The organism is Epilithonimonas arachidiradicis (assembly GCF_003610695.1).
GTDB classification, from domain to species: Bacteria; Bacteroidota; Bacteroidia; order Flavobacteriales; family Weeksellaceae; genus Epilithonimonas; species Epilithonimonas arachidiradicis.
The window spans coordinates 552,641-572,638 of sequence record NZ_RAQH01000001.1 but is presented as its reverse complement, the minus strand read 5'-3'; the positions used below and the strand labels follow the sequence as shown (position 1 = coordinate 572,638).

Here is a 19,998-nt window from a genome sequence, read left to right as displayed (position 1 = left end):
TTAGTACTTTTTAATTAAATAAAATATTTGTTTGAAAAATTTATATAAAGAAAAAATCAACAAACCGATTATTGATAATACGACAGCTGTGATTAAAATATCTTGATATTTTATGGCACTATCTCCAGCTCTCTTGGTCATAACTGTAAATGCCCAAACAATAATTGCGTACCATAACATTCCTAAGGCAAGTAGAATCAGTATTAAATAAATTATTACTTTTTTCATCTTATTTTCTCTCCGTTGATATAAATATTTTTAGGCTTCAAACTTCCCTGATGATAAAGGATGTTCTGGAAATTATCCGTTTCGTAAGTAATGAAATCTGCTTTTTTTCCTTCTGCAAGAATTCCTCGGTCTTCTAAATCCAAAGCATAGGCCGCTCGGAAAGTTATCGCTGCTAAAACCTCAGCTGTAGTCAGTTTCTGATAAGTTGCCAAAATCGAAGCTTGAGTAACCAAATTTCCCATTGGCGCCGAACCCGGATTCCAGTCGGTCGCTATTGCTAAAATCCCACTTTTATCCAGAATTTTTCTTGCCGGAGCAAATGGTTCGCCCAAACCTAGACTTGCACCTGGCAAAGCAATCGCCACCGTATTTGAATTAGCAAGAAACTCAATATCTTCGTCTATAGTTGCTTCCAAATGATCGGCAGATTTTGCACCAACTTCCACAGCAATTCTGGAGCTTCCTGCCGTAAACTGGTCGGCGTGAACTGTAATTTGAAAGCCTAATTCTTTAGCTTTCAAAAGGAAAACTTTGCTTTCTTCCGGATGAAATGCTGATTTTTCAATAAAAATATCAACACGGCTAGCAAGGTTTTCTTCTTTTACTTTTGGTAGAATTTCATCCAAAATATAATTAAGATAATCTTCCGATGAACCTTCGAAATCTCTTGGTTTTAAATGAGCGGAAAGGCAAGTTGCAACTAATGTAACTTTTGTTAAACTTTGAGCTTTTTTGATGGACCGAAGCATTTTGAGTTCTTCATCGACATTCAATCCGTAACCACTTTTTATCTCGATGGTTGTGATACCTTGCTTAAGAAGACTGTCAACTCGTTTTAAAATTTCGTCAACTAATTCTTCTTCGGAAGCTGCTCTTGTATGCTGGACAGAACTCCAAATTCCACCGCCGGATTCTGCAATCTCGAGATAAGTTTTGCCTGCATTTCTCATAGCAAAATCATTCGCCCGATTTCCACCGAAACAAATATGCGTGTGTGCATCTACAAAAGCCGGAAGTGCGATTTGCTCATTATCAATAAAATCAATTTCAGAATCAGGAAATTTTTGCTTCAGAAAATCGAAATCGTTGACGTCTAAAATTTTTCCATTTTCAGTTAGAATTCCACCATTGGAAACGATTTCTAAAAATTCGTCATTTAACTTTCCTTTTAATGGAAGATTGTTGAGTGTGGTAATTTGCTTGAAAGGACCGGATAATTTCATATAATATCTTAAAAAGTAAAAATAATGATAAACTTTATCTTTTCTTAAAAAATTAAAATTGTATTTTTATAAAAATTTAAAAACAAATGAAAACTGTAATTATTACTATAAGTTTACTTTTCTGTGGGACACTTTTGCAAGCCCAGCAAATTGATTTTGCAAGGAACACGCAGTTTGTAAAATCTATGGACGAAATCAACAGCGGAAAAGCTGTATTAAAATATTCCGACATCAAAGGAAATGCTTTTTACAAAAACGGCTTCAATAATGCTAAAATAGGAGAAACAACTACAATTCTTCCGATCCGATACAATATGTTCAAAGATTCTTTTGAGATTCTTAATAATAATGATGTTTACGCCGTACCAAAAGACAATATATTTTCTACATTCACTTTTGTAAGCAGTAATGAAAAATTTGTTTTAGGAAAAGATGATGAAGGTTTTGCAGGATATTTTTTAGTGCTTTCAGAAGGCAAACATAAACTTTTGAAAAAAATGTTAGTTAAATTCTATCCAGAAGTTCCAGCACAAAATTCGATGGTTCCCGGAACGCCTGCAAAATTTGAAAAACAAAAGCCAATTTATTTTATAAAAACAGATGACAAAATTGTAAAACTCACCAAAAAGCCTGAAGACCTTATCAATGCTTTTCCTGAAGAAAAAAAGAATGAAGTTAAGGATTTTATCAAAAATAATAAAATAAAACTAACTGAAGAACTTGACCTAATAAAGCTGGTTAATTTTCTAAATAAATAAAAAAGAGATGCGTTTCGCATCTCTTTTGTTAAAAAACTTCTCTTCCTATCTTCAGAATATTATCACTTTTCCCCATCGAGTAAAAATGCAGAACGGGAATCCCAAAATCTAAAAGTTCCTTGCTCTGATTAATCGCCCATTCTATTCCAACTTCGCGAACATCGTTATTGGTTTTGCATTTTAGAACTTCATTAATGAGAGTTTCTGGTAAATCGATTTTGAAAACTTGTGGCAGCATTTGCAAATGTGTTTTGGTAGCAATTGGTTTGATACCCGGAATAATCGGAACATCAATCCCAATTTCTCTGGCTTGTTTTACAAAATCGAAGAATTTCTGGTTATCAAAGAACATTTGGGTCACGATGTAATCTGCACCAGCTTCTACTTTTTTCTTCAACATCTGAAGGTCATAATTCATAGAAGGTGCTTCAATATGTTTTTCAGGATAACCCGCAACACCAATGCAAAAACTATTATCTACGTCGGATTCTATCTTGCCGTGAAGATATTCTCCGATTCCCAAATCGTGAATCTGTTTAACCAAATCCGAAGCATATTTGTGTCCGCCTACAGAAGGTTCAAAATATTTTTCCCCTTTCATCGCATCACCTCTTAAAGCCACAATATTATTGATTCCCAAATACATACAATCCACCAAAAGATATTCGGTTTCTTCTTTTGTAAATCCACCACATAAAACGTGAGGAACGGTGTCAACATTATACTTGTTTTGAATTGCCGAGCAAATCCCCAAAGTTCCAGGGCGCATTCTCGTGATTTTTCGCTCCATCAAACCGTTTCCTCTTTCCAGAAAAATGTATTCTTCTCGAGAAGTCGTCACATCTATGAATGGCGGTTTAAACTCCATCAACGGGTCGATGTTCTTATATAAATCCGCAATTCCAACACCTTTTTGTGGCGGAACAATTTCAAAAGAAAAAAGCGTTTTGCCGTTGGCGTTTTTTATATGGTCAGTAATTTTCATTCAATAATTTTAAATAATATTAATCCGCTAAGTTTGGAGCCAGCCATTTTCTAGCATAATCCAATTCAACATCTTTTCTTTCAGCAAAATCTTTCAATTGGTCTTCATCAATTTTTCCTACCCCGAAATATTTAGATTTTGGATTCCCAAAATAATAACCTGAAACTGCAGCAGTCGGCCACATTGCCAGACTTTCAGTCAAAGTCACTCCAATATTTTCTTCAACTTTTAGTAAATCCCAAATCGTCAGCTTTTCCAAATGATCGGGACAAGCCGGATAACCTGGAGCTGGTCTGATTCCCAAATATTTCTCCTTGATTAATTCCTCGTTATCCAGCGTTTCATTTTCGGAATATCCCCAATATTCGGTTCTTACTTTCTTGTGAAGATATTCGGCAAAGGCTTCTGCAAAACGGTCAGCCAGAGCTTTTACCATAATGGCGTTGTAATCATCATTTTGTTCTTCATATTCTTTTGCCAATTCATCCGCTCCAAAACCTGTACAGACACAGAAAGTCCCAATATAATCCTGTTTTCCGGAATTCTCTGGTGCAATAAAATCACTTAAAGCAAAATATTCTTTGCCTTCGGATTTTTTATGTTGTTGACGCAGAGTCCTGAAAGTCGAAATTACATTCTGATTATCATCATAAACCAAAATATCATCTTGTTCATTCGCATTAGCTGGGAAAATTCCGAAAATACCTTTCGCTTTGAAACTTTTTTCTTTCAAGATTTTCTTGAGCATTATCTGAGCTTCATTGAACAAAATCGTTGCCTGTTCTCCAACAACATTATCAGTCAAAATCTCAGGGAATTTTCCGAATAATTGCCAACTTCTGAAAAATGGAGACCAATCAATAAATTCAACTAATTCATCCAAATTTTGGTCTTCGATAATGGTGATTCCTAATTTTTTTGGTGTTGGAATAATTTCATTTTCCCAATCGATTTTGAATTTTTTCTCACGCGCTTCTGCAATTGGAATGTATTCTTTATCAACTTGGCGATTTAGGAATTTTTCACGGAATTCATCATAATCTTTTCTGATTTCCAAAGCATAAGCATTGGATTTATCTCGATTCAAAAGTGCACTCACCACACCAACCGCTCTGGAAGCGTCATTAACGTGAACAACCGTGTTAGAATATTTAGGAGAAATTTTTACCGCTGTATGCGCTTTAGAAGTTGTTGCGCCTCCAATTAATAAAGGAAAATCGAGATTTTTGCGTTCCAATTCATCGGCAATATGAACCATCTCGTCCAGACTTGGCGTAATCAATCCGCTTAATCCGATCACATCCACTTTTTCATCAATGGCCGTCTGAATGATTTTTTCAGCCGGAACCATCACGCCCAAATCCACAATTTCATAATTGTTACAACCCAAAACTACGCTCACAATATTTTTCCCGATATCATGAACATCGCCTTTCACTGTTGCCATAAGAACTTTTCCGTTGGATTTTTGAGTCTGGTCTTTTTCTGCTTCGATGAAAGGCTGAAGATAAGCCACCGCTTTTTTCATTACTCTCGCCGATTTTACAACCTGAGGCAAGAACATTTTTCCGCTTCCGAAAAGGTCGCCGACAACGCCCATTCCTGTCATCAGATTTATCTCAATCACATCAAGCGGTCGTTTTGAAGTTTTTCTAGCTTCCTCTGTATCTTCTTCTATAAAACGATCAATTCCTTTGACTAAAGCGTGTGTAATTCTCGATTGTAAATCCTGTTCTCTCCAAGCGAGGTCTTCGGTTTTTTCTTTTTTTGTGGATTTATGTTTTTCGGAATAATCGAGCAATTTTTCTGTCGCATCGTCTTTTCTGTCAAGCATTACATCTTCCACCAATTCCAGCAAATCTTTTGGAATTTCGTCATATACTTCCAACATCGTTGGATTCACGATTCCCATATTCATCCCCGCTTTTATGGCGTGGTAAAGGAAAACAGAATGCATTGCTTCTCTCACAGAATCATTTCCACGAAAGGAAAATGAAACATTGGAAACGCCTCCACTTACTGAAGCGTTTGGAAGATTGGTACGAACCCAGCGTGTTGCTTCGATAAAGTCAATCGCGTTTCTGCGGTGTTCGTCCATTCCTGTTGCAACAGGAAAAATATTAAGGTCGAAAATAATATCCTCGGAAGGAAAACCAACCTGATTCACCAAAATATCATAAGACCTTTTGGAAATCTCGATTCTTCTTTCGTAATTATCGGCTTGTCCAACCTCATCAAACGCCATAATAATTGCTGCAGCACCATAACGTTTGATGGCTTTGGCCTGTTTGATGAATTCTTCTTCACCTCCTTTCAAACTGATGGAATTAACAACCGGTTTTCCTTGAACCACTTGCAATCCAGCTTGCAGAATTTCCCATTTTGAAGAATCTATCATAATCGGGATTCTGGCAATATCTGGTTCGGAGGCGATCAGATTCAAGAATCTGACCATTGCGGTTTTGCCGTCCAAAAGCCCGTCATCCATATTGACGTCAAGAATCTGAGCGCCGCCTTCTACTTGGTTTCTTGCAATATCCAGAGCTTCGGCATATTTTTCTTCTTTAATGAGACGAAGAAATTTTTTGGAACCAGCAACGTTGGTTCTCTCTCCAACATTGATGAAGTTGGATTCGGGTGTTATAATTAAAGGCTCGAGGCCTGATAATTTCAGATATTTTCTTTTACAATCTGTTTCCATAAATTATTGACTAATTACCGATAATTGTCTCGGCTTATAATTTTTTGCCAAATCAGCAATGGCGTTGATATGGTCCGGTGTTGTTCCGCAGCAACCACCAATGATATTAATTAATCCTTTTTCTAAATATTCTTCAACCTGATTGGCCATTTGCTCCGCAGTTTCGTCGTACTGACCGAAAGCATTCGGTAAACCGGCATTTGGATAAGCGGAGATTCCGAAATCTGTGTGATTGGCAAGAATTTCTAGATAAGGTGTCAATTGTTTTGCTCCTAAAGCACAGTTGAATCCGACACTTATCAAATCCATATGTGAAACAGAAATCAAAAATGCATCGGCAGTTTGTCCACTCAAAGTTCTTCCAGAAGCATCGGTAATCGTTCCTGAAACCATAATTGGAATAGTGATATTGCGTTCTTCTCTTATTTCATCAATGGCAAAAAGTGCCGCTTTTGCATTCAAAGTGTCGAAGATTGTTTCAACCAAAAGGATGTCGGAACCTCCATCGAGCAAAGCTTCTGCTTGTTGTTTGTAAGCGATTCTGAGTTCGTCAAAAGTGATGGCTCTGTAACCCGGGTCATTGACGTCCGGACTAAGGCTTGCTGTTCTGTTAGTCGGCCCGATTGAACCTGCTACAAATCTTGGTTTGTCGGGATTCTGAGCGGTAAATTCGTCACAGACTTTTTTAGCAATTTTGGCAGATTCATAGTTTAGTTCGTAAACCAAATTTTCCATATGATAATCCGCCATCGCAATGGTAGTTCCGGAAAATGTATTGGTCTCGATGATATCTGCACCTGCCAAAAGATACTTTCTATGAATTTCTTCAATAGCTTCAGGTTGCGTGAGAGACAGCAAATCATTGTTTCCTTTCAATGGCGATTTCCAGTCTTTGAATCGCTCGCCTCGGTAATCTTCCTCGGTGAAATTGTAGCGCTGAATCATCGTTCCCATTGCTCCGTCGAGAATGAGAATTCTGTTTTTTAGTGCGTTGTATAGTTGTTCTGAATTATTCATTTTTTAATTTAATTTTTATCGTCGATTGAAAGACCAATCTTCAACATAGCCCCGATAGGAACGGCATCCTTTTTTGTATTTCTGAAAATTTTCTATTGAGGACAAAACATCGTAAACAAAAAAGATATAGTGGATAGCGGGTTGGGAACTTGTTTCGAAGACGAAAACTTGTTGCTCCTAATTCCTTCGACTCCTTTAGTCTAAAGCTTGTTTTAAATCATTAATTATATCATCAATATTTTCTAATCCTACAGAACAACGCACCAATCCAGCGGTAATTCCAACTTCGTTTCTCTCCTCATCGGAAAGCTTGGAATGCGTTGTGGAAGCAGGATGTGTAACAATCGTCCTTGTGTCTCCCAAGTTGGCGGAAAGGGAACACATCTTAATTCTGTTCAGGAAATTTCTACCGCCCTCGATACCGCCTTTGATTTCGAAAGCAACAATATTTCCGCCTAATTTCATTTGTTTTTTAGCAATTTCGTAGCTTGGATGAGATTTCAGGAACGGATATTTTACCAATTCTACATTGGGATGATTTTCCAGAAACTCAGCCACTTTCAATGCGTTTTCGCAATGTTTCTCTACCCGAATCGCCAAAGTTTCTAAACTTTTGCTCAAAACCCAGGCATTGAATGGCGACATTGCCGGACCTGTGTTTCTCGCAAACAAATAAATCTCGCGAATCAAATCTGCTTTTCCAACAGCAACGCCGCCGAGAACACGACCTTGACCGTCAATCAGTTTGGTTGCAGAATGAACGACAATATCTGCTCCGTATTTAATCGGTTGCTGCAAGTAAGGTGTTGCAAAACAGTTGTCAACGATGAAAATCAGGTTATGTTTTTTTGCAATCTGTCCGAAAAACTCCAAATCCAACACTTCGATTGCCGGGTTTGTCGGTGTTTCCAGGTACAAGATTTTTGTATTTGGTTGGATATATTGTTCTACATTCTCAGCTTCCTCTGCTTTGAAATAAGATGTTTCGATATTCCATTTTGGAAAATATTTTGTGAATAATGTGTGAGTAGAACCAAATACCGACTGACAACTCACAATATGGTCGCCCGCATCAAGCAACGCTGCAAATGTTGAATAAATCGCCGCCATTCCTGTTGCGAAAGCGTAACCGGATTCCGCACCTTCCATTTTCGTGATTTTATCAACAAATTCTGTGACGTTTGGGTTGCTGAAACGGCTATAAAGATTTTTGTCTTTCTCTTCTGCAAAGCTTGCTCGCATATCTTCTGCATCCTCGAAAACGAAGCTTGAAGTGAGATATAACGGTGTGGAATGTTCGTCAAACTGAGTTCTTTCGGTTTGGGTTCTTATGGCTAGAGTTTCAAAATTTTCCATAAAATAATGTAACAATGTATCAGTTTAACAATTTACCAATGTCATTGTTACAATTTTACATTGGTAGATTGGTACATTATAATTTATTTTGTTTCACTTAATCTTAAAATATCTCCAAAAACGCCTCTGGCAGTTACTTTTGCTCCGGCTCCGGCTCCCATAATGACGATTGGATTTTCGCCGTAACTTTCTGTATAGATTTCGAAAATAGAATCAGAACCTTTTAATTGCCCCAATGCTGAATTGGCTGGCACAGAAATTAACTTAACATCCAACTCTCCTTTTTCTTTTTGTAAATCGCCGTGCAAATCGCCGACATATCTTAACACGTGGTCTGGTTGCTGATTTTCTTTGATGTTCTGGTAATCTGAATCCAGTTCTTGCAATCTTGAAAGGAATTCTTCTTTGGAAACTGACAGCAGAGTTTCCGGAACAAGATTCTGAATATTGATGTCATCAAATTCATTAATCAAATCCAGCTCTCTTGCCAGAATCAACAATTTTCTTGCAACATCATTTCCAGATAAATCTTCGCGTGGGTCCGGTTCGGTGTAACCTTTTTCCAAAGCTTCGTTGATAATGGTTGAGAATTTATCGTTACGAAGCGAAAAATTATTGAAAACATAACTTAATGTTCCGGAAAAAACACCTTTGATTCTTGTAATATTTTCTCCTGAAAGATGCAATAATTTAATGGTGTCAATTAGAGGTAAACCAGCACCAACATTGGTTTCGTAAAGATATTTCTTTTTATTTTTTTCTAATAATTTCCTGAAATTTCGATATTCTGAGATGGGTAGTGTGTTGTAGATTTTGTTAGAGCCAACGACATCAAATCCGTTCTCCACAAAAACCGGATAACTTTTCACAAAATCCTTACTCGCTGTATTATCTACCATCACCAAATTTTCCAAATGATGTTCATTTACAAAATCTACCAAAGACTGGACACTGGATTCTGTTTGAGAATATTTAATTTTCTGTCTCCAATCGCTTCCGAAACCTGCTTTGTTGAAAGCTACTTTCCTGGAATTGGCAATTGCAACGATTTTCAAATCCACTCTTTTACGATTCAGAATATCATAAGCTGAATCCAGAATCTGCTCAACCAAAGTTCCGCCAACATTACCGTGACCAATTAACGCAAGATGAACGGTTTTCGGTTTTCCGTAGATTTCGGTTTCGATGATATTTTTTGTGATTTCGGTCTGATTTCCGGTTACTACAATGTTGACTCTTCCGGCAGAAGCGATTTGACTCAACAACAAAGGGAAAATTTTATTTCTCTGAAGCTCTGATAAAATCTTGTTATAATTATCCGAAACAAATCCGATCACACTAAGATTTTCAATACTATAAATATTGCTAACGTGACCTTCGGCTTTTTCTTTTTCAAATTCTTTTTTCAAAACATCCACTGCATCCTGCGCATCATCTTCATCGACCAAGACAGAAATTCCGTTTTCAATCGCTTGCTGGGAAATTACACCAACGCTGATTCCGCCTCCATTCAAAGCATTAAAAATACGTGAATCCACACCGATTTGTCCAAGGAAATCTTTTCCTTCGAAATTCACTAAAGCTTTGTTTCTATAAATATTAATTGCGTTCTTGTCTGTCATCAGTTCAAAAAATTGGTTTTAAAATTGTGTTCAGTTGTTGGTATTCCATCAGGAAAGCGTCGTGTCCGTGAATAGATTTTATTTCGTGATACTGAACGTTTTTGTTTTTATTTTGTAAAAGTTGATAAGTATTTTTAATCTCAAAAGCCGGATAAAAAAGGTCTGAATCTACCGACACCAAATGGATTTCTGCATTGATATTTTCCAATTCTTTTTCTTTTCCGTTGATGTTCATCAGAAGATGATTGACGAGTTTGTAAGCTTTTAAACTAAATCTTTCGTTTAGCCGATCTCCGTGGAAGTTGAGCCAATCGTGAGATTTCAGAATTTGTTTTTCAGAATCTATTTCTCTATTGAATCTTGAGTTAAGAGATTCCGGTGTTCTGTAGCATAATATTGCGTGAACTCTAGCTTTTTCAAGAGGCTTTTCTTCTGATTCCAAAAGAAATTTCTGAACTAGACATTGGGAATGCAACCAATCCGAAGTTTTGAAATCTGTCGCAATCGGGATGAATTTTTCGGCTAAATTATTGTCTAAAGCCTGCATTTCCCAACCGATTGAGCCTCCAATTGAGCCTCCAACCAATGCGAATAATTTTTTGATTTTAAGTTTTTTCAATCCTTGCAGAAAAACCGATGCGATATCCTGAACTGTGAAATCTTCATAATTATCAATGAAAAATCCGTCAAAACCATTGCCTGGAATATTGAAACAGATAATTGTAAATTGATTAGTATCAATCACTTTTCCTTCTCCAACCAAAGATTTCCACCAGCCGTTTTCGCCAGCAACATCCGAGTTTCCGGTCAATGCGTGATTGATTAAAACAATCGGAGCCGAATACAGTTCTTTTCCAAAAAGCTGATAGCTTAATGGGATATCGAGAATTTTTCCGTTCTGAGTTTCGAAGTGTTGAATGTTGATATGTTGTAGCTTGTTTTCCAATTTCGTCTTGTAAAAAATTGAAAATGCTACGGGAAATGTAGAATAAATGTCTAGGTTATCTTTTCCGCCATTGCGGATAGAATTTAGCACCTTCTTCGTTTCCGAAGGGTTGCCAAGGTTTCACAGAGTCTAATCTCTCCACCTTTCTCGATAACATTTTCAATATGTGAATGAACAAATCTGGGCGCAAAGATAGATAAGAAATTATTATTTTTCCAAATAAACTGAAAAAAGTCAGTATAAATTTTTTATTAACAATCCAATTTAAGAAATTTATAACAGCAATTGTGTACAATATTTGCTTAACCAACTTCACCAAAAAATAAACAATGAACATTAATCTTAATAAACAAGTTGCTATTGTTACGGGTTCCAGCAGCGGCATAGGGAAAGGAATTGCTATCAGTCTGGCAAAATCCGGAGCCATTGTTATCGTGAATCATTCATCAGAACATTCTCGTCCGGAAGCTGAAGATACCCTGAAAACCATTGAGGAAAACGGTGGCGAAGGATTGATTATTCAATGTGATGTGAGTAAGGAAGACCAGGTTCTGGCGATGTTCCAAACAACTATTAATCAATACGGAACTGTAGATATTCTTATTAATAATGCCGGTTTACAGCAAGATGCAGCTTTTGTTGATATGACTCTTGCCCAATGGCAAAAAGTAATTGATGTGAATCTTACGGGGCAATTTTTATGTTCAAGAGAAGCAATTAAAGAATTCCTGAAGCGTGGAATGACCGAAAAGTCCAAAGCGCTTGGAAAAATCATCAATATCAGCAGTGTTCATGAGACGATTCCGTGGGCTGGTCACGCCAACTATGCTTCCAGCAAAGGTGCATTAAGAATGCTGATGCAGACTTTAGCTCAGGAATATGGAAAACAAAAAATTCGAGTGAATAATATTTGTCCGGGCGCAATACAAACACCAATCAATAAATCGGCTTGGGATAACAAGGAATCTTTTGATTCTCTGATGACCTTGATTCCGTATGACAGAATTGGGCAACCGGAAGACATTGGAAATTTAGCCGTATTTTTGGCGAGTGATTATTCAGATTATATTACTGGTGCGAGTATCTACGTGGATGGCGGAATGACGACGCTGGAGAGTTTTGCAGACAACGGATAATAATTATTAATGATGAATTATAAATTATTAATGTTTTTTTGTTGAATGTTAATGCAAAGATTTTTAAAGGGCTAAGGATTTTAATAAGGCTGAAAATCGATATTTTTTTATTTTGTCATTTATCTATTTCGCCAATCATTTATGGTTGAAAGAATGGAAAATCGTCAACATAGCCCCGATGGGAACGGCATCCTTTTTTGTTTTTTTTAGATTCCTGACTTTGTTCGGAATGACAAAGCGCCTGAAAAACAAAAAAGATATAGTGGACAGCGGGTTGGAATGTTCTAACAAATGTACAACCGTGTTGCTCCTAATAAAAATGAATAATTATTCTTGAAAAATAATTATAAAAATGAATGAAGAAGAAAAATTAAAAAATCCAAATTGGAAAAAGTGGGGACCTTACGTAAGCCACCGCCAATGGGGAAATGTACGTGAAGATTACAGTACCAACGGTGATGCTTGGGGATTTACCGGTCACGATACAGCGGAAGCGTGGACTTACCGCTGGGCTGAGGAAGGCATCGCAGGAATCTCGGATGAGAAGCAACAGATGTGTTTTGCACTTTCTTTTTGGAATAAAAACGATTGCAGAGTCAAGGAACGTTTTTTCGGACTGAGCAATTATCAGGGAAATCACGGCGAAGATATCAAGGAGATTTTTTATTATCTGGACAATACGCCGTCTCATAGCTATATGAAGATGGTTTACAAATATCCCATCAATGCATTTCCGTACGATGACCTCATCAATACGAATGCGCAGCGCTCCAACAAAGATCCAGAATACGAAATCATTGATACAGGAATTTTCGACAACGATGAATATTTTGACATTTTCATTGAATATGCAAAAGCTGGCGAAGATGATTTTTTAATCAGAATCGATGTTCATAATAGAAGTAATGAACCTGCTCCAATAGTAGTATTGCCAACACTGTGGTATAGAAATAACTGGATGTGGGGTTATAATGATTACAAAGCGAAACTTGGCTTTTCTAAGCCGGGCGAAATTGATGTTCATCACGATAGTCTGAGCATCAAAAAATTATATTCCAGAAACAGAAATGTGGATGCTTTGTTTTGTGAAAATGAAACGAATAGAGCAAGGTTATTCAATCTTCCGAAAACAGAAGGTTTTTTCAAGGATGGAATCAATCAATATATTACAAAAGGTTTAGATACTATTAATCCATCTAAAACCGGAACAAAAGCGTCTCTTCATTGTGAAGAAACCATAGAAGCAAATAGCAACAAGGTTTTCGAATTCCGATTGTCGCCTCATATTATGGATGATGCGTTTTGGGATTTTGATGAAATCGTTTCGAGACGAAAGCAGGAAGCCGACGAGTTCTATGCGAATATCCAAAAAGATATTGAAAATGAGGATGAGAAGAATGTCCAGAGACAAGCGTTTGCGGGTTTGCTTTGGAACAAACAATTCTACCATTACAATATCGGAAAATGGCTAAAAGGTGACCCTAATTTTCCAATCCAAAGGAAAGGTTTTGTACGAAACAGCAACTGGGAACATCTTCATAACAAAGATATTATCTCGATGCCCGACAAATGGGAATATCCTTGGTATGCGACTTGGGATTTGGCGTTCCATTGTGTGAGTTTTTCTGTGATTGACTCAGAATTCGCTAAGAATCAACTGATTACATTAACAAAAGAATGGTATATGCATCCGAACGGACAAGTTCCGGCTTACGAATGGAATTTTGATGATGTTAATCCGCCAGTTCACGCCTGGGCAACTTTCCGAGTTTTCAAAATCGATGAAAAAAACAATGGAAAACCTGACTTGGCTTTCCTTGAAAGAGTTTTTCAAAAATTACTACTGAATTTCACCTGGTGGGTTAACCGAAAAGATTACAATGGGAAAAACCTTTTTGGAGGCGGATTCCTTGGTCTGGATAACATTGGAGCGTTCGATAGGAATATGGAATTCAATGAAGGTGAACATCTCGAACAGGCCGACGGAACCAGCTGGATGGCAATGTACGCCCTGAATATGATGCGTATCGCAATGGAACTCGCGACTTACAATCCGGTTTATGAAGATATGGCGATTAAATTTTTTGAGCATTATCTTTATATCGCCGAAGCAATGGAAAACATTGGGGAAGACAAGCAAGGACTGTGGAATGAAGAAGACGGATTTTTCTACGATTTGCTCCAATTGTCTAACGGAGACAGTGTGAATCTGAAACTGAGAAGTATTGTTGGACTGATTCCGATGTTTGCCGTAGAAGTTGTGGAACATAGTATGTTGGAAAAACTTCCGGAATTCAAGAAAAGAATGGAATGGGTTCTGAAAAATAAACAGGATTTGACCAAATTGGTTTCTCAATGGTATGTTGAAGGCGAAGGCAACAAACATCTTTTAAGTATTCTAAGAAAAACAAGATTAACAAAAGTTCTGACCAGATTGGTGGACGAATCTGAATTCTTGAGTGATTACGGAATCCGCGCGATGTCTAAAGTCTATGAGGAAAATCCTTTCAGATTTACCGTTCACGACCAAGAACACGTAGTTTATTACACGCCTGCAGAAAGTGACAGCCGAATGTTTGGTGGCAACAGTAACTGGCGCGGACCAATTTGGTTTCCGATTAATTTCCTGATTGTAGAAAGTCTGCAACGTTTTCATTTCTTTTTTGGCGATGCTTTGACGATTGAATATCCAAAAGGAAGTGGTGTTCAGAAGAATCTGGAAGAAGTTTCAAAAGATATCAGCGACAGACTTTGTAATATTTTTCTGAAAGACGAAAACGGAAACAGAGCCTTCAATGGTGGTGTAGAGAAATTTAACCAAGACCCGCATTTCAAAGATTACATTATGTTCTTCGAATATTTCCACGGTGACAATGGTCGCGGTGTCGGCGCTTCCCATCAAACCGGATGGACTTCTACGGTGGCGAAGTTGATTCAACCGAGACTTTCCAGTCGATAAAATAAAAACCTTATCAAAATCGGATAAGGTTTTTTCATTTATTCTACAACTTGTCCATTGACACTGACTTCATAAGTGATTTCAACATTTGGCTCAAGCGTTTTTGAAACAGAACAATATTTTTCAAAAGATAATTCTGCTGCTTTTTTTGCTTTTTTCGGATCGATTTCACCTTCTAGGAAAAATTTCACTTTGATAGATTTGAAAGGCTTTGCTTCATCTACCTGAACTCTTTCGCCATCTACTTCCGCTTTGAAATCTGTAATCTTCTGACGTTGTTTTTTCAAAATCGAAACCACATCTATTCCGCTGCAACCGGCAACCGCCATTAACAAAGATTGCATTGGCGAAACACCTTTTGCGCCTGGCAGAGTCGTGTTGTCAAGTAAAATTGAGTTGCCTTGTTCATTGGAACATTCGAATAAAAAGTCGTCGTTGATTCTATTAAGTGTAATTTTCATTTTTAATTTTTTTAACACAAAGCGCACAAAGATTTTTCTACTTAATTTAATGCTTTTAAGTTCATAAAGACGCTTCGCTTAGATAAGATTTGTAATTAAATTCAAATTTACAAAATTCCTCTTGCTTTTATCTCCAGATATTTATTAATCACTTCTATATTGAGATTTTCCGGAAGTGTGTAAATGCTGTAAATCCCATATTTTCTGAGTTCCTGAATAATCAGTTTTTTTTCAAATTCAAATTTCTCAGCAATGATTTCGTCATAAATTTCCTGCATATTTTCCGGATTGATATTCAGCAATTTGTGAACCTCAGAATTCTTGAAAAATACAACTACCAAAAGATGATTTTTAGCGATGCCTCGCAGGTATTTCATTTGACGATTGAGGGCGTCCAAAGTTTCAAAATTGGTAAAAAGCAAAACCAAACTTCTTTGATTCAAATGGTATTTCGTATCCTGATACAGCCTTCCGAAATCACTTTCGAAGAAATCGGTTTGAACGTTGTACAAAGCTTCGGAAATCTTTTTTAATTGTCCGGATTTATTATCTGCAGCAACCTTATTTTCTGTCTTTTTAGCGAAAGTCATCATTCCGGCGCGGTCGCCCTTTTTCAGAATAATATGCGACAAAGCCATAGTTGCATTGATCGAATAATCCAGCAAACTTAAACCATTGAAAGGCATTTTCATTGTCCTGCCTTTATCAATTAACATCATAATCCGTTGTGATTTTTCATCCTGAAACTGATTGACCATTAATCTATTGGTCTTGGATGTCGCTTTCCAGTTGATACTTCGGATGTCATCGCCCTGAACGTAATCCCGGATTTGCTCAAATTCCATCGTGTGTCCCAGCTTTCGGATTTTCTTGATTCCGCCCAACAAAAATTCGTTTTGAAGCGCCATCAATTCATATTTTCTGAGATGAATAAACGACGGATAACTTGGCAACTTCGCGTCTTTTTGAAATGCAAATCTTCTGGAAACCAATCCGATTGGTGAATTAACATAAATATTCAGATTTCCAAAACTGTATTCACCACGCTCTTTTGGTTCCAGAATATATTCGAACAATGAATGATTTCCACTTTCGATATTTTTCTTGATCAGGAAATCCCGTTTTTGAAACTGGAACGGAATTTCGTCAATGATCTTAGTATTGATATTAAAATTATAGTTGTTCCGGACATCAATTTTCACCGAATTTTCATCGCCATTGGAAAGTTTTTCCGGCAAGACTCTCTGCGCATTGATTCCTTCTTTGTTTTGAAATAAAATTAAAGCATCCAAAATCGTTAACAGCAAAACAAAAACCAGTAACGAATTGGCTATCCACATCACCGGAAAGAAAAATGCCAAAACATAGCAGATTCCGACGCCGAATAACGCGAAGAAGAATTTGTTATTGAGGTATGTTTGTTTTAATGTTTTCACTTGAATCTATTCGTTAATTGAACACAAAGTTCACAAGTTTTTTAAATATTTAATGTTTTAATGTTCACAAAGGCGTAAAATTTAAGCAAGATATTATGAAAGGCTTCGACTCCGCTCAGCCTGACACTGTTCAAGTATTACTGTTAGTATTAGCGATGTCATCCTGAGCTTGTCGAAGGATTTACCTCTAATCATTAATGTAGTTATCACCTCGGAACTTCGATGCTTTCTAAAATTTGCCTGATGATTTCGTCCGCAGTTAAGCCTTCCATTTCACGTTCCGGAGACACAATAATTCTGTGTCTTAAAACCCCAAACGATGCTTCTTTAATATCTTCCGGTGTCACAAAATCACGACCCCGGATAGCAGCAAAAGCTTTACTTGCCGTCAGCAAAGCCAAACTTGCTCTTGGCGAAGCGCCGAGATATAAAAACTGATTTTCTCTTGTATTGATAATGATTTTTGCAATGTATTCCAGAAGGTTTTGCTCGACAATGATATCTTTTACCAATTGCTGATATTGCTTCAATTGTTGTCCCGAAATCACGGTTTGAACCACATCCGTCTTGTCTTCTAACTTATTGTGATGTTGATTTTTGATGATTTCAATTTCCTGCTCCAGATTCGGATAGCCGACTTCAATTTTGAATAGAAAACGGTCGAGTTGTGCTTCCGGCAATCGGTAAGTTCCTTCGTGTTCGATTGGGTTTTGAGTGGCAACCACCAAGAATGGTTCTTCCATTGGATATTTGATGCCGTCCATCGTGATTTGGCGTTCTTCCATCACTTCGAACAACGCAGATTGCGTTTTCGCTGGAGAACGATTAATCTCATCAATCAAAACAAAATTCGAGAAAATAGGACCTTTTTTATATTTGAAATCCGCTTCCTTCACATTAAAAACCGAAGTTCCCAAGATATCAGACGGCATCAGATCCGGCGTAAACTGGATTCTGCTGAAATCGACCGAAATTGTTTTCGCCAACAGCTTTGCAGTAATGGTTTTGGCGACGCCCGGAACGCCTTCTATCAAAACGTGGCCATTAGATAATAAAGCTGCGAGCAAATGCTCAATCATATTCTCCTGACCGACAATCACTTTGGCGATTTCTGCTTTTACGCGTTCCAGGTTATTTCGTAATTCCGTCATATCCAGCCTGGACTGGAATTCGGGCGCCTGATCTTGATATTGTTCTTCCATAATTGTTATTTTAAAATTTGATCCAGAAGCTGATTCATCTTTATCAAATCCTCCTTCATCACACTGGCGTAAGGGTCTTGTCCTTTTTTCACCAATGCAACTGCTTCTTTTATAAGTTCTATGTTTTTTCCGGTTTTCAAATGTAATTTAATAATGAATTGCTCATCCAGATGCTGCGTATCGATCAGTAAATCCATTCTTATTCTGTTCAAAAAGTATTGAGCTTTTTTGGCCATCATCTCGTGAAAATCACCTTCCTGAAGGTAAAGATTCCCTATGCTTCTGATAAAATCGAGAGATGTGTTTTTTAATGGTTCGATCACCGGCACAATCCGTTGTTTTCTTTTCGCATTGAAGAGCACAAAAATTAACAATCCCAGCAATAACAAATACCAGGCATATCTCAACGGTGGATTATTGAGAATAAAACGCATCGGCGACATAGACAACGGCGTGTCCGTTTCCACAAACCAAACCGTCTGTCTATCTGGGAGATATGACAAAATGCTTTCCAGGTATTTATTTTTTGACTTAAGGAGATAGTAATTTGTCAAAATCAATGGCTCCGAATGAACATAAAAATGTCCTTTTCCAAAGTTGATTTTAACAAAATCTGCACTTATCGAAGATTCGTTATTATTTTTTTTATGCAAAGTTTTTCCAAGAATTTCAATGTCACTTCTGATGTAAGAAAAACCCTGATTATCCGGAAGCTTATCAATCAGTAACCAACTGTCTGTTAATTTCTTATCCGTTAGCTGAAGGTAATAATTGTCCTCGAAACTCACTGTTTTGAATCGAAAACCCAGCGTATCTCTCAATTTGGCGGTTGTGTTGTTGGTGAACCACATTACATCGGAACCGTTAGCCACTTCATTCATAATATATTCCCAGGAAACATCATCTAGTTTTTTCTGAATGATTAAAATATTATGTGGTTTTTTATACTGTTTTTTTTGATAATAAGCATAAGGTGATATTCTTGCTTTTTCCAATTTGCCTTTGAATAAAGCGGTTGATTCCTGATCAAAAATATAAAGTCCAAAGGGTGTTTTTTTCTCTACATTATAATTTTTCCGCCAGTCCAAAACCGGCTTTTTGTTCATCTCAAACATACCCATCACAATCAGAATGATGATGAAAATGACAGCGTATATTTTGAAAGTTTTACTCATTAAGGTTAAATAATAAAATAGTTTTATCAGAATTTGTTAAAATAAGCTTTATAATGTTGATAATCTTTTTCTTCGGTTTTAAATTCTCCGTACCAGATGTAATCATAGATGTAAATGATGCGTCTGAAATCTTCCTTCAATTGATTGTTTTTCAATTCCCCAAGATAATCCCGATTGGTTTTTTCAGGATTCCAGGTGATGAGATTTTTATCTGATAATTTTTTCAGGGCCTGTAGAAAATGATAGCGGATTGCTGAACGGTAATCGTGTTGTTTTTCTAATTTCAAAATAGCTTCCGGAAAGTTGATTTCGTGGATATTTTCTTCCAGATCCTGATTCTTGATATTGATTTTCCTATTCTTCTTTCCAAACAAGAAATTTCCATCTTTAGACATCAGATACCGAACTAAAAGAAACAGCAAGGTTCCTATAATAGCGATTCCAAAAAAACGCAGGATATTGACTGTATAATCATTAGCCTTGTTGGGATCGATATCTTTAAAAATCTTTGATAGTAGTTTAGCAATCTGTCTTTTGACTTTATCCCAAATAGATTCTTTCGGTTTCAGGACTTCATAATCAAATTCGTTTCCTTTGTATTTGCTTTTATAATTAGGCGCAAAATTTTTAGGATAAAGCGTATTATCCGTAGAGTAATGGCTTTTGACTAATGAATCCGTCAGAATAAACTCTGACTCTGAATAATCTGCAGAATCGGTCACAACAACCTCTTCCACCTCTTCGTACTGAGAAAAAACAGGCGTTGCTAATGAAAAAGAAAACATTAAAATAA

General features: G+C 37.0%; 16 protein-coding genes and 1 riboswitch. Of the genes, 3 read left to right on the top strand and 13 right to left on the bottom strand.

The features are described 5' to 3' along the window. On the bottom strand, positions 1-228 hold the full coding sequence (locus tag BXY58_RS02705; RefSeq protein ID WP_120212258.1) for a hypothetical protein: 228 nt from the start codon (positions 226-228) through the stop codon (positions 1-3). Beyond that, positions 225-1,451: an imidazolonepropionase gene (gene hutI, locus BXY58_RS02700; protein WP_120212257.1), complete on the bottom strand. Its 1,227-nt coding sequence runs from the start codon at positions 1,449-1,451 to the stop codon at positions 225-227. The genes BXY58_RS02705 and hutI overlap by 4 nt, the downstream gene beginning before the upstream one ends. A gap of 86 nt (positions 1,452-1,537) precedes the next feature. Between hutI and BXY58_RS02695 the strand changes: the two genes are divergently transcribed. Beyond that, positions 1,538-2,209 carry a hypothetical protein gene (locus tag BXY58_RS02695; protein WP_120212256.1) on the top strand — a complete coding sequence of 224 codons (672 nt, stop codon included), beginning with the start codon at positions 1,538-1,540 and terminating at the stop codon, positions 2,207-2,209. A 28-nt stretch (positions 2,210-2,237) separates the two neighbouring features. On the opposite strand, the gene metF is transcribed toward BXY58_RS02695, so the two are convergent. The 6 genes from metF to BXY58_RS02665 form a co-directional block, all read right to left on the bottom strand. Beyond that, positions 2,238-3,194: a methylenetetrahydrofolate reductase [NAD(P)H] gene (gene metF, locus BXY58_RS02690; protein ID WP_120212255.1), complete on the bottom strand. Its 957-nt coding sequence runs from the start codon at positions 3,192-3,194 to the stop codon at positions 2,238-2,240. A gap of 19 nt (positions 3,195-3,213) precedes the next feature. Beyond that, a complete protein-coding gene (metH, locus tag BXY58_RS02685) occupies positions 3,214-5,895 on the bottom strand; it encodes a methionine synthase (protein WP_120212254.1) in 2,682 nt (893 codons plus the stop codon). A 3-nt stretch (positions 5,896-5,898) separates the two neighbouring features. Next, positions 5,899-6,912, bottom strand: a complete 1,014-nt coding sequence (locus tag BXY58_RS02680; RefSeq protein WP_120212253.1) for a homocysteine S-methyltransferase family protein — start codon at positions 6,910-6,912, stop codon at positions 5,899-5,901. 195 nt (positions 6,913-7,107) lie between these two features. After that, positions 7,108-8,268, bottom strand: coding sequence for an O-succinylhomoserine sulfhydrylase (locus BXY58_RS02675; protein WP_120212252.1), 1,161 nt, complete (start codon positions 8,266-8,268; stop codon positions 7,108-7,110). Positions 8,269-8,351: 83 nt separating this feature from the next. Then, positions 8,352-9,890, bottom strand: coding sequence for an ACT domain-containing protein (locus BXY58_RS02670; protein WP_120212251.1), 1,539 nt, complete (start codon positions 9,888-9,890; stop codon positions 8,352-8,354). Positions 9,891-9,894: 4 nt separating this feature from the next. Next, complete coding sequence (locus tag BXY58_RS02665) at positions 9,895-10,836, bottom strand: alpha/beta fold hydrolase (protein WP_120212525.1); 942 nt, start codon at positions 10,834-10,836, stop codon at positions 9,895-9,897. A gap of 52 nt (positions 10,837-10,888) precedes the next feature. Continuing rightward, a riboswitch (SAM riboswitch) is annotated at positions 10,889-10,993 on the bottom strand. 172 nt (positions 10,994-11,165) lie between these two features. Between BXY58_RS02665 and BXY58_RS02660 the strand changes: the two genes are divergently transcribed. Then, positions 11,166-11,972, top strand: coding sequence for a glucose 1-dehydrogenase (locus BXY58_RS02660; RefSeq protein ID WP_120212250.1), 807 nt, complete (start codon positions 11,166-11,168; stop codon positions 11,970-11,972). A 352-nt stretch (positions 11,973-12,324) separates the two neighbouring features. Continuing rightward, positions 12,325-14,931 (top strand): MGH1-like glycoside hydrolase domain-containing protein, encoded by a 2,607-nt coding sequence (locus BXY58_RS02655; protein ID WP_120212249.1) that lies wholly within the window; start codon positions 12,325-12,327, stop codon positions 14,929-14,931. A 38-nt stretch (positions 14,932-14,969) separates the two neighbouring features. Here BXY58_RS02655 and BXY58_RS02650 read toward each other — a convergent pair whose 3' ends face one another. The 5 genes from BXY58_RS02650 to BXY58_RS02630 form a co-directional block, all read right to left on the bottom strand. After that, positions 14,970-15,392, bottom strand: coding sequence for an OsmC family protein (locus BXY58_RS02650; protein ID WP_120212248.1), 423 nt, complete (start codon positions 15,390-15,392; stop codon positions 14,970-14,972). 107 nt (positions 15,393-15,499) lie between these two features. Beyond that, positions 15,500-16,828: a DUF58 domain-containing protein gene (locus BXY58_RS02645; protein ID WP_120212247.1), complete on the bottom strand. Its 1,329-nt coding sequence runs from the start codon at positions 16,826-16,828 to the stop codon at positions 15,500-15,502. Positions 16,829-17,034: 206 nt separating this feature from the next. Then, positions 17,035-18,030, bottom strand: coding sequence for an AAA family ATPase (locus BXY58_RS02640; RefSeq protein ID WP_120212246.1), 996 nt, complete (start codon positions 18,028-18,030; stop codon positions 17,035-17,037). Between the two features lie 5 nt (positions 18,031-18,035). After that, the gene (locus tag BXY58_RS02635) at positions 18,036-19,205 is read right to left on the bottom strand and encodes a hypothetical protein (RefSeq protein WP_120212245.1); all 1,170 of its coding nucleotides are present in this window, start codon (positions 19,203-19,205) and stop codon (positions 18,036-18,038) included. A gap of 26 nt (positions 19,206-19,231) precedes the next feature. Next, complete coding sequence (locus tag BXY58_RS02630) at positions 19,232-19,990, bottom strand: DUF4129 domain-containing protein (protein WP_120212244.1); 759 nt, start codon at positions 19,988-19,990, stop codon at positions 19,232-19,234. Between the last annotated feature and the right edge of the window lie 8 nt (positions 19,991-19,998).